Source organism: Shewanella sp. GutCb (genome assembly GCF_002836135.1).
Classification (GTDB): domain Bacteria; phylum Pseudomonadota; class Gammaproteobacteria; order Enterobacterales; family Shewanellaceae; genus Shewanella.
This window is the reverse complement of the sequence record NZ_PJBL01000015.1, coordinates 65,099-77,054: the sequence shown is the minus strand read 5'-3', so window position 1 is coordinate 77,054 and position 11,956 is coordinate 65,099. Positions and strand designations below refer to the sequence as shown.

The following is an 11,956-nucleotide window of genomic DNA, read 5'->3' as shown; positions in this document are numbered from 1 at the left end:
CATTACGGGTACCAACGACGCATCAACGATCACCACAACCACCAATATCCGAGTCTCAGAAGAGGGCCTCACCGATGGTCTTGTCGATGATACTGGTAATACAGATACTACCGATGCTATTACAGCTAGCGGTACTATCAGCATTGAAGATGCTGATAGTGATGCATTAACGGTTGCTCTGAGCGGTCCCGCAGGTATCACTTCTGGTGGCGAAACGGTTCAATGGTCATGGGATGGTACAGATACATTAACTGGATTTATCGGCATTGCAGGTACTTCGTCATACCAAGCAGTAATGTCTGTCGTGCTTACAGGCCCTACAGGCAATACTCCTGGTGATTGGAGTTATAATGTCACTTTGCTCGCTCCTGTCGATCACACTGATACAACGAGTGAAGATAATCTTTCACTCGACTTTGGCATTGTTGTTGATGATGGCAATGGTTCTATCGCCAATGGAAGTTTCAATGTCACAGTTGAAGATGATGCACCAGAAATTACCGATTCAGTAGCTGAAGTTGTTACTGAGATAGATATACCAGATAGCCTCATCGGTGATTTCTCTCTAACAAATCAAAACGGTAATTCTAATTCTTTGGATTTTGATGGGTTCACTATAACCGCCAGGGGCTTCACTTCCTCAACGGACTCCACACTGATTGATGCAAATGTCAATGGAAGCAATAGCGGCATTGGTGTTAGTAGTGTTGCTGCTCCTTACCACAATATAAGCAACGAAGTAGATTTTCGAAAGTTCGCAGATGGTACTGAAGCATCAGAAGAAATTGTCATCACTCTAGACCCTGGCACCGTTGCCTATGGTGTTAAAATTGAGTTTGCCAACATGTTTGGTGGTGAGCTTGAAGTGGGCGTTGTTGAGTTTTATAGAGATGGTCAGCTCATTGCGACACAAGCATTTAGCTCTGATGCGGCAGATGGCAATTATGCTAATGTATTCGAAGTTTTACAGGGTGGGTTTGATCAAATAGTTATCAAAGCCACCGATAATGGCTTTAATGCAGCGCACGCTGATAACAGTGACATTACAGTAAAGTCTATTGAGTTTCTTGGAACCGATGCACAAGCAGTCAGCTATGCATCAGGGGAAATTGACACTGATTGGGGTGCCGACGGAATGGGCTCATTAGCCTTTACTGGTACTGATGAAAATGCTTTATTCACCACAAGTGGTGAGGCAATTTTGATCACTCAATCAGAAAATACCTTATTGGGACAAACAGCCTCTGGTGAACTGATCTTTAAAGTAGAGTTCACCCCGAGTACTGGTCAATGGGAATTCTATCAATACCAAGGTATTCAAGATCCATCTGATGGTCAGATAGACTTCAATGTTGTTGCTACTGATGGGGACGGTGATAATGTCGAGGGTCATTTCGCTGTGAAACCTCTGACTGTCATTAGAGATTATGGCTTCGTATCTGGTACTGACGGTGACAATGACATCCAAGGCGGTGACGACCACGACATAATAGTCAGTGATACAACAGGCTTACAGATTGTTCCAGGTGAAGACTATAACTTAGCCTTTATTCTTGATTCCTCTGGCAGTATGAGTAGTGATATTGCAGAAGCAAAACTGCAATTAGCCAGTGTATTTGACACTTTATTTAACAGTGCCAGTGGTGAGCAAGCGGGGACTGTTAATGTACTCTTCATCGATTTTGATTCAAGCACAAAAACCAATATTTCCGTCGACTTGTCAAACGGAGACACCCAGACAGCACTCGATCAGCTATTCGCCGCTTTGGCTAACGTATCCACTGATGGTGGCAACACTAATTATGAGGCTTCATTTGAGAGTGTTATTGAATGGTTTGATAGCGCGGGAATTGCGGGGAACGGTGCGACTAATCAAACCTTCTTCATTACAGATGGTCGACCAGGAACTCACACAAATAATAAAATAGACACGCTTTATGTGAGTTATGATAGCCAAACTGGCGACTTTATGACCTTAAGTGAAGTGCTCGCGGCTAACTCATACAGTTACGGCGATGAAGTTATGCTCAACGGAAAAGTCCTAGTGGATACGAGTGGTAACGTGTATTCAGTCTACACAGATACCCACGACAGTATTGGTGAGCTAGCAATAAACGGTCGTAAATTGTCTTATCAAGACAATAATAGTAATTCAGCCCTACACCAATTTAGCCTCCTCAATGCAGTTTCTATTGTTAACGCTATCGGTATTGGTAATGGCGTTACCACAAATGTCTTAGAACTATATGATACCGACGGCAATGTTCAAGCAGCTGTCGACGTAAGCGATTTAGCCAGCGTAATCTTAGGCACTGAAGTATTGCTAAACCAAGGTCAAGATGACTCCTTTGGCGGTGAAGGTAACGACATTATCTTTGGAGACTTAGTTCAACTGGATAACATTAGCGGCCAAGGTTTTACCGCACTGCAAAATTATATCTCATCCAAAACCGGGGTAGAAACGGGCAATATTTCACTGCAAGATATTCATAGTTATATTTCAACTCATGTTGATGAATTTGATATTGCTGATGTCAATGATGGTAACGATACTCTCAATGGTGATGAAGGAAACGATATTCTCTTCGGCCAAGGCGGTAACGATACTTTAATTGGTGGCCTCGGAGACGACACAATGATTGGTGGCTTGGGCGATGACACCATGACCGGCGGCGATGGAGAAGATACCTTTGTTTGGAGTGCTAACTCCGTCGACGGTACAGAGACTACCGACCACATTACCGACTTTAGCCTGTTGGGAGATAAGCTTGACCTAAGTGATATTCTTCAAGGAGATACGGTCAATGAACTTTCGCAGTACATCAGCTTTACTGATGAAAACGGGAGTACCTCAATCAATATCGATACCAACAACGATGGAGTTTTCGATCAACATATCGTGCTCGACGGTGTTGACCTATTTACCGAGTTCGGCTCGAGTGAGGCCCAAATAATTACAGGGCTGTTAGGCAGCAATGGTGAGGGCCCATTAATTGTAGGTACCTCTACTGGTGACTCTGCAGCCCCAGCAGCTGTCAATATGCCTGACTCGCTAAATGAAGAACTCTGGGCACAAGGTTTCACGATCATACCTTAAGCACTTAGTGGGATGATGGCCTGTGGATAAATAGGCCATCATGACCGATACTAACAAACAATACATAATAAAATCTTAAGGATAAGTCCCCAAGGTGACAGTTTCAGCTTCTAAGAAAACTGAGCAATGGACCATTTCAGCATCTCAGCGCGTTATTGTTGATCCATTGCTAGACAGTTTAGTTTTACTTACTGAATACTTCGGTAGCCCTTGCTCCAGCGACTCTCTGGCGGCAGGCCTGCCTATGCAAGGGCATGTCCTAACACCAGAGCTACTGCCTCAAGCAGCCAGCCGAGCAGGTTTAGCAGCTAAGCTATCCCGTAAGGGACTCAATGAAATAACGCCAATTTTACTGCCGTGTATTTTGCTGCTGAAAGATAAAAAAGCCTGCCTACTTCGAGAGCTAGATGTTGAGCACGATAAAGCGATTATCCAGTTACCTGAAACCGGCGGTGAAGAAACGCTGTCAATTGAAGAGCTCGAAGCGCTTTATGTGGGCTACTTGTTTCTTGTTAAACAGGAGTATCGTGGCGATATGGGCTTTGATGTCCACCTTCACGAGAACAAATCTCACTGGCTATTACAGACACTTAAAGACTCTGCCCCAATTTATCGTGACGCCTTAATCGCATCAGTATTAGTCAACTTATTCGCACTGGTGTCGCCACTATTTATTATGAATGTATACGACAAAGTCGTGCCTAACTTAGCATTTAATTCTTTATGGGTATTAGCGATAGGTGCGGGCATAGCTTATATCTTTGACTTGGTAATGCGTCAGTTACGCAGTTACTTAATCGATGTCGCGGGTAAGAAAGTCGATATTATCGTCTCCTCGCAACTGTTCGCAAAGGCCGTCGGGATTCCATTAGAAAAACGTTCGCCAAGTGTGGGCGGTATGGCCAAGCAACTCGGAGAATTTGACAGTATTCGAGATATTCTCACCTCTGCCACCATTACCACATTAGTCGATCTGCCCTTTGCGCTATTCTTTTTGACCATTATCTACCTAGTCGCAGGTGATCTTGCGCTTATTCCATTGGTCGGTAGTTTTATAATTATTGCTTACACCTTGATTATGCAGCCAAAACTAAAAGCGGCAATAGAAGAAAGTAATAAATTCTCAGGCTTAAAACATGGTCATCTTATCGAGTCACTTTCATCACTAGAGTCTATCAAATCAAGTGGTGCCGAAGGCTTAGTTCAAAAAAGTTGGCAACAGATGATCGGGCATACCGCTAGCTGGCAGTTAAAATCTAAAAAGATTTCAACTTCAGTCACGAATGTCGCGACATTCGTGGTGCAGACTTCTGTTATTTTCGTCGTAATATTAGGTGTCTATCGTGTAGCAGACAATCTAATCTCTATGGGTGGCATCATTGCAGCCGTGATCTTATCCAGTCGCGCAATATCCCCTATGGCGCAGTTAGCAGGATTAATGACACGAGGCAACCAAACTGCCAGTGCACTGCGTCAACTTAATGAAATCATGGCTCAAGAGAGTGAGTTTGAAAACAAAGGTCATCTCGTTAGCAGACAGCGATTACAAGGCCAAATTAGTGCGGACCACTTAGCATTTAGCTATCCAAATTCAGAACGGCCAATACTTCATCCATTATCAATAAAAATTGAACCTGGCGAACGGATTGCAATAATAGGCCGTAATGGTTCAGGTAAAAGTACTCTCGCTAAAGTGCTGGTTGGACTTTTTCAGCCTAGCAAGGGCAGTCTCACATACGACGGCCTAGATTCAGCTCAAATACACCCAAGTGATCTACGACGTAACTTCGGTTATTTACCGCAAGATATTACTTTGTTTCACGGCACCATTCGCGACAACATCCTCTTTGGAACACGACAAGTAACCGAACATCAGCTGATTAGGGCCGTACAGTTATCAGGGGTTAACTTGTTTACTAATCTAGAATCCGAAGGGCTCGATCAACAAGTGGGTGAAGGAGGCAGAGAGCTTTCTCGTGGTCAACGACAGACCATTGCATTAGCACGAGCAACGCTGAACGATCCCCCGGTATTATTAATGGATGAACCAACGGCCAGTTTAGATGCTAGAGCTGAAAAACAGTTTATTCAAGCTATGCACAATGTCAGTAAAGACCGAACGCTATTGCTTATTACCCACAAAATGCACTTATTGAATTTGGTTGACCGCATTATCGTATTAGACCGTGGCCACATTGTTGCCGACGGTGCTAAAGCTGATGTACTTAAAAAGCTAAATGAAGGCTTGCTTGCAGGAGCGGTAAATAAATGAGTAAGCATTTAACTTCACAAGACTTAGACATGGTTGACGATGTTTATGGCGCCATGATGGCCGATGCACCGACCAGCCATCGATTAACCATATGGGCGCTTGCATCGCTCGCCGTCACATTTTTGATTTGGGCCTACTTTGCTGAGTTGGATCAAGTCACGACAGGAATGGGAAAAGTCATTCCCTCTTCTCAAATCCAGATAATACAGAGCTTAGATGGCGGCATATTGCAAGATATGTACGTGCAAGAAGGCTTTATGGTGACCAAGGGACAAGCACTTGCACGCATTGATGCAACACGCTTTAAATCTGACTTTGCCCAGCAAGAGCAAGAGGTTAATAGTTTACTATCCAATGTCATCCGTTTAAAAACCGAGTTGAACAGTATCACTATTTCTAATATCGGCACTGACTGGAGAGAGCAAGTAAAAATACAACCTCATGTGCTAATTTTTCCTGAGTTATTAGAAGATAATGAGCCGGAGCTCACTAAGAGACAACGAGAAGAGTACCAAGGTCGGATTGATAACCTGAGTAACCAGCTCGAGATCCAAGCAAGACAGATCCAACAACGAAATCAAGAGATCCAAGAGTTAGCCTCTAAAATCAGAACACTCACAACAAGCTTCCAATTAGTCTCTAGAGAACTAGAGCTGACGAGGCCACTAGCAGATAAAGGGATTGTTCCCGAAGTTGAACTGCTCAAGCTGCAGCGAGTCGTAAACGACATTCAAGGAGAGCTGTCTTCATTACGGTTATTACGCCCAAAAGTGAAGTCAACCATGGATGAGGCCATTTTGAAGCGCAGAGAAACTGTGCTTATTTTTGCTGCGGATACTCGGGCTCAGTTAAATGAGATGCAAACCAAGCTGTCGCGTATGAATGAAGCACAAGTTGGCGCACAAGACAAAGTCAGTAAAGCTGAAATCACCTCCCCTGTTAACGGCACCATTAAAACGATTCACATTAATACGCTCGGCGGTGTTGTACAGCCTGGCGTTGATATTATTGAAATTGTTCCTTCAGAAGACAAGCTGCTTATTGAAACCAAGATTATCCCCAAAGACATCGCATTCTTACATCCGGGCCTTCCGGCAGTAGTCAAAATCACCGCTTATGACTTCACTCGATATGGTGGGTTAAATGGGGTTGTAGAGCATATTAGTGCTGATACTACACAAGATGAAGAGGGCAATAGTTTCTATATTGTAAAAGTTAGAACGGAGTTTTCTAGCTTAACAAAGGACGATGGCACGGAAATGCCTATCATACCAGGGATGTTAACCTCGGTTGATGTGATTACTGGGCAGAGATCTGTTTTAGAGTACATACTTAATCCAATATTACGGGCTAAAGATACGGCGCTCAGAGAGCGTTGAAGCCTTATAAAAAACGACCTGGAGGGGTTAACATGGACAGCAGCATAATGCGGCAGGTAAGACGTAGTGCCATTGCACTCGCCGTTGGCGCACTAATATTGCCCGCGTCGGCTTATAGCCAAACGTTAGAGCAAGCAGTAGCGCACACATTAGATACAAATCCTGAAATACGGATCGCATTTAATCGCTTTAAAGCACGAGAAGAGCAAGTTAACCAAGCTGTTGCAGGTTACATGCCTACCGTCGATATTTCTGGTGGTTACGGATGGGAGCAAACTAACAGCCCATCGACTCGTCGCCGTGCAGGCCAAGGTGACGTCGATGATGACGGTGTTATTGAGCTAGAACGAGGTGAAGCCGGTTTTAGTATTAAACAAATGCTATTTGACGGTTTTTATACCAGCAGCGAAGTTGATAGATATAGCTTTGAAGCCAGTGCAGAGCAATGGGCATTATTTGCGGCAGCCGAAGATATGGCGCTTGATGTGGTTAAGGTATACACCAACTACATCCGCAGTGAACAAGTGCTCACCTTGGCTGAGAAAAACCTCGAAAGCCATAAAGATATATATGATCAGATTAAACAAAGAACCGATTCAGGATTAAGCTCAACGGCAGATCTATCTCAAATCACCGGCCGTTTAGCACGTGCGAATGCCAATGTGATTTCTGCTCGCAATAATTTCTATGATGCCAGATCACAGTTCGTTCGCATTGTGGAGCAAGAGCCTGAAGATATGATCGTTCCAGTGCCTGATGCCGATATGTTACCAAGCGACCTCAGCACCAGTGTGATGATGGCGCAAGATAATCACCCGATCCTTAAATCAGCCTCAAGTGACATTCATGCCGCTGAGAATGAAAAAGATTCGGCTCAATCAAATTATTACCCTAAGTTTACCTTAGAGCTTGATGGTAATTGGAATAACGATCTTGACGGTGAAGACGGTTACTCATTGTTATCAAGTAACAATGTTGGTGGCCATAGTAACGATCTCGTTGCCATGATCAGAGTTAAGTACAACCTATTTGCGGGTGGCCGTGATTTGGCCCGAGAAAAAGAAGCAGCCTATAAAATAGGTGAAGCCAAAGAGATCCGTCAACGTGCGCATAGACAAGTCGTTGAAGGGGTTAACTTAGCTTGGAATGCATATGAGCTATTAACACCGCAAAAAATGTATATTCGTGACCACGTTATTGCAGCTAAAGACACGCAAGTAGCCTATAGCCAACAGTTCAATTTAGGTCAACGTACATTACTGGATTTGCTCGATACCGAAAATGAATTATTTGAAGCAAGAAAGGATTATTTAGTCTCTGAATATGACCAAATAGTGTCGCAATACCGCATTCTCAATGCGACAGGGCAATTACTTGATTCATTAAGAGTGACTCGCCCAGATGTATGGCAAGGTGAACGAGATTACGAAGGAGGAGTACCGCAATGAAAACCTTAATTATAATATTGAGTTTAGCCATATTAGGTGGCTGTTCAATGCGTGATACTGTATCAATGGACACGCCGACTAAGCAGGTTTACGATTTAAATGATATCGATCATGACGGTGTCATCGTAGCAAGAGAGCGTTGCACAGAAACAGAGCTCGGGGCAACTATCGATAACTATGGTTGTGGTAAAATCAAACCCATCAATGAACGTCAAGAGTTAAAGATTTTGTTTGCCAATGACTCTTACTACATCGATCCGGTTTACTATACCCAAGTAGAAATCATTGCCAGTTTTATGCAAAAGTTTCCCAATACACAAGCGGTTATTGAGGGCCATTGTAGTAAAACGGGATCTCATGATCATAACCAAGAACTATCGCAAAACAGAGCGAATGCCGTAAGTGCATTGCTAAGCGAGCGCTTTGATATTGAATCATCTCGTTTAAGTGCTGTAGGATATAGTTTTGATCGCCCAATCGATCCGACTCATACCGCTGCTGCGCATAAAGTGAATCGCCGAGTAATAGCGGAACTCACTGGTGATGACACCACTGCCGATATGAAATGGCATATATATACCGTAGATGAAGTTGTTAATTAGGAGACGAGCTAGCGCAGTATGAATGACAGGCTTTATAAATTAAAAAAATTAAAAAAAGTCTGTCAATTCAAATTGGCGGTATTGGCTTTGTCTGTGTCTTCTCTTTATCTAGACGCAAATCCAGTACCACAACTAGACTCTGCACATATTACCCAAACAATAGAATCTCAATATGGAGAGCGGGCGGGTAAACGTATTAGAGCTTGGTTTAAAATTCTTGACGAAGCGAGGGAATTACAAGATAGCGATAAAATATTGATGGTTAATAATTTTTTTAACCTCTTTCATTTTGTCGAAGATATAAAACTTTGGGGAAATAAGAATTATTGGGCTACGCCAATGGAGTTTATTGGCGTTAGCGGCGGGGATTGCGAAGATTTTTCTATCGCAAAGTATTTCACGTTGCTCCAACTTGGTGTTTCAGAAGATAAATTACGCATTACTATGGTTAAGGCAACCAGCGTAAACCAATACCATATGGTGCTTGCCTACTATGAAACTCCCTCTTCCATCCCCCTCGTTTTAGATAACCTTGATAAATCCATAAAACCAGCAACGCAGCGCAAGGATCTAATCCCGGTATACAGTTTTAACGGTCGACAATTGTGGCTAAATAAAGAAAAAGGACGAGGCGTTCTAGCAGGATCATCATCGAAACTTGCGAAGTGGAATGACCTAAAACAACGTTTAGGTGTTGAGCGACTCAAACAACCTAAACTAAAACTGGAGTAGTTAACAAGATGACACTGTTTCGACAGATATACACACTTCTGTTTGTTCTATTTTTGCTAGTGGTAGCGAGTTTAGGGTATGTGCAGTTTACCGAAACTCAGAGCTTTCTGACCAAGCAAATGGAATCTGACCTCAACAATACCAGCAATTCGCTCGGTATCATGCTGGTACCCGATTTAGAAGCGGGCGATATTGTCGGTGCAGAAACCTTAATCAATGTCATCTTCGAAGGGGGTTATTACCAAGAGGTCAAATTAACTTGGTTAGTCGATGGCAAACAGCAAGCTTGGCAAAATCCAGTCGCTATTGAAGGTGTGCCGCAGTGGTTTATTGACCTTGACCTCTTCAAGACAATTCGACGAGAAAGCACGATTACTTCAGGATGGATCCAACTAGCAAGACTAGAGATCACCGCCCACCCAGGTTTTGGTTACCATGAACTGTGGCGCACAATGACCAATGCAATCATTGTTTTTTCCATACTTTTTTTAATTGCAATTATTTTGGCCCGTGTTGGCCTTACGTGGATTTTGAAGCCATTACATGAAATTGCGGAACATGCTAAAGAGATAGCCAATAGAAAGTTTGGCCCTGATATGGTGGTGCCTAGAACCCTTGAGCTGAAATCAGTCGTTCAAGCCTTCAATAGCATGTCTGAGCAGCTCAAACAGATCTTTACCTCTCTTGATGAGGAGGTCGGCGAGCTGAGAAAGAAAAATCTAGTTGACCAAGTCTCTACCCTCCCCAATCGTCAATACATGATGGGTAGGTTGAATGGCTGGTTAAGCGAGCCGAAGAACGGTGCGCTTATTATGGCTAAAATGGACTGGCTTGAAGAGGTCCACAGTAAATATGGTTACCAAGTAAGAGATGAGACCATCAAGCTGTTAGCTGAAAAAATGAAGCAGCATTTAGACGGCGTGACCACATCCGTCATCGCCCGTATTGCCGCCTATGAGTTTGCGTTTCTGATCACAAGCTCTGAGCATGATCAAACCAGTAAATACTTGCAGACCCTTATTCGCACCATTAACCAAGAAATGTCTAAAGCCGGTTGTAAGCCAAATGAAGGCTTCGCACTAGGGATTGCAGAACGCATAGGTCAAATGACGGTTAGCGACATTTTGGCGCAGGCTGACAATGCACTGCAAAAATCACTGCAGGAAAATAAAGTATTCCATTGGTTTGAGACAAATGAGAAACAACTGTTTACTCGCGAGCAATGGCGAGAGCACCTCAGTACCGCAATTAGCGGTGGCAAGTTTAAGTTTAAGTGGCAACCTATATTACTTAATGACAATGATTCAGTACTACAAAGAGAGCTTTATTGTCAGCTAGAGATCGGTGATAAAAAAGTGTTTGCGGGTCAGTTCATGCCTTATATTGAACTATTATCGCTGGGCACTTTACTCGATAAATGTTTAATCGAAACTATTAGTGCAAAAGACTTACTCGGCCGTAATTTTGAACCTATTGCTATCAACCTAACGTTTGAAAGTATCAATGACATTGAGTTCCATCAGTGGCTCAATAAATTGCTGCGATCATCTGCGTTGAGAGAACGTATATGTTTTGATATACCAGAAGCGGCGGTATATAGCAGCCCAGAGGCTTGTGAAGCTCTGTGTACGGTTATTAGAGACAATGGTGCACACTTTGGTATCGATCATTTTGGTCGCCAGTTTGGCTCAATGCGCTACTTACAAAGCTTAAGACCTAGCTATGTTAAGTTAGATCAATCATTTGCATATTATGATGACAGTGAGCATAGCAGTGAGCTTTGCCGTGCCTTAATCAATGTAGCCAAAGGGCTAGACATTGAGGTTATCGTCACCGGCATAGAAGAGAAACAGCAGTTAGCACGTTTCGTCCCCTTAAAGACCAATGCTTATATGGGCTATGTATCACCACCAATAGACATTGAGCTATAGCGAGACACCCGCATAACCAAATTGATTAAGGCCTCAACAGAGGCCTTTTGTTTGTCTGCAGTAAAATTTCAATCGCTTTAAACTCTAAAATTGCTTTCCTCAAAATACCAAATGTATTGAGTATGCTGTCAATCCAGCTGCACTTAAGCCTTAACTCATGCGCATTGATTGGATGAACATGATCGTTTTTCCGATCAATACACAGCAGAAGTGGAATATTCAAGTAAATTCAACACACAAAAAAAGCCCTTGAATTGCTCGAAGGGCTTTCTAGTAAAGTGGTCGGCTATCGGTTCATAAAAAATGAGGATTTGAACCTGGCTTTAATCAAAACGAAAAAAGCCTCCTGATTTCTCAAGAGGCTTTTCGAAAGTGGTCGGTCGTTAAAAGTAGGATTCGAGCCTTTAATTGTAACCAACAAAAAGCCCCTCGATTACTCGAAGGGTTTTCTAGTAAAGTGGTCGGCTATCGGTTCATAAAAAATGAGGATTCGAA

The 11,956-nt window shown here is 43.1% G+C and carries 7 protein-coding genes; all 7 read left to right on the top strand.

The genetic code is table 11. The features are described from left to right. Positions 1-3,097 (top strand): type I secretion C-terminal target domain-containing protein (locus tag CXF86_RS08535; RefSeq protein ID WP_145992380.1); only part of this gene is annotated, 3,097 nt, incomplete at its 5' end. Between the two features lie 94 nt (positions 3,098-3,191). Beyond that, the gene (locus CXF86_RS08530; RefSeq protein WP_101089390.1) at positions 3,192-5,369 is read left to right on the top strand and encodes a type I secretion system permease/ATPase; all 2,178 of its coding nucleotides are present in this window, start codon (positions 3,192-3,194) and stop codon (positions 5,367-5,369) included. Continuing rightward, positions 5,366-6,748, top strand: a complete 1,383-nt coding sequence (locus tag CXF86_RS08525) for an HlyD family type I secretion periplasmic adaptor subunit (RefSeq protein ID WP_101089391.1) — start codon at positions 5,366-5,368, stop codon at positions 6,746-6,748. The genes CXF86_RS08530 and CXF86_RS08525 overlap by 4 nt, the downstream gene beginning before the upstream one ends. Before the next feature lie 32 nt (positions 6,749-6,780). Continuing rightward, complete coding sequence (locus CXF86_RS08520; protein WP_101089392.1) at positions 6,781-8,196, top strand: TolC family outer membrane protein; 1,416 nt, start codon at positions 6,781-6,783, stop codon at positions 8,194-8,196. Beyond that, entirely contained in the window at positions 8,193-8,798 is a 606-nt protein-coding gene (locus tag CXF86_RS08515; protein ID WP_101089393.1) for an OmpA family protein, read from the top strand. The genes CXF86_RS08520 and CXF86_RS08515 overlap by 4 nt, the downstream gene beginning before the upstream one ends. 18 nt (positions 8,799-8,816) lie before the next feature. Next, entirely contained in the window at positions 8,817-9,530 is a 714-nt protein-coding gene (locus tag CXF86_RS08510) for a transglutaminase-like cysteine peptidase (RefSeq protein ID WP_101089394.1), read from the top strand. An 8-nt stretch (positions 9,531-9,538) separates the two neighbouring features. Continuing rightward, positions 9,539-11,461, top strand: a complete 1,923-nt coding sequence (locus CXF86_RS08505) for a bifunctional diguanylate cyclase/phosphodiesterase (protein ID WP_101089395.1) — start codon at positions 9,539-9,541, stop codon at positions 11,459-11,461. Positions 11,462-11,956 lie beyond the last annotated feature (495 nt).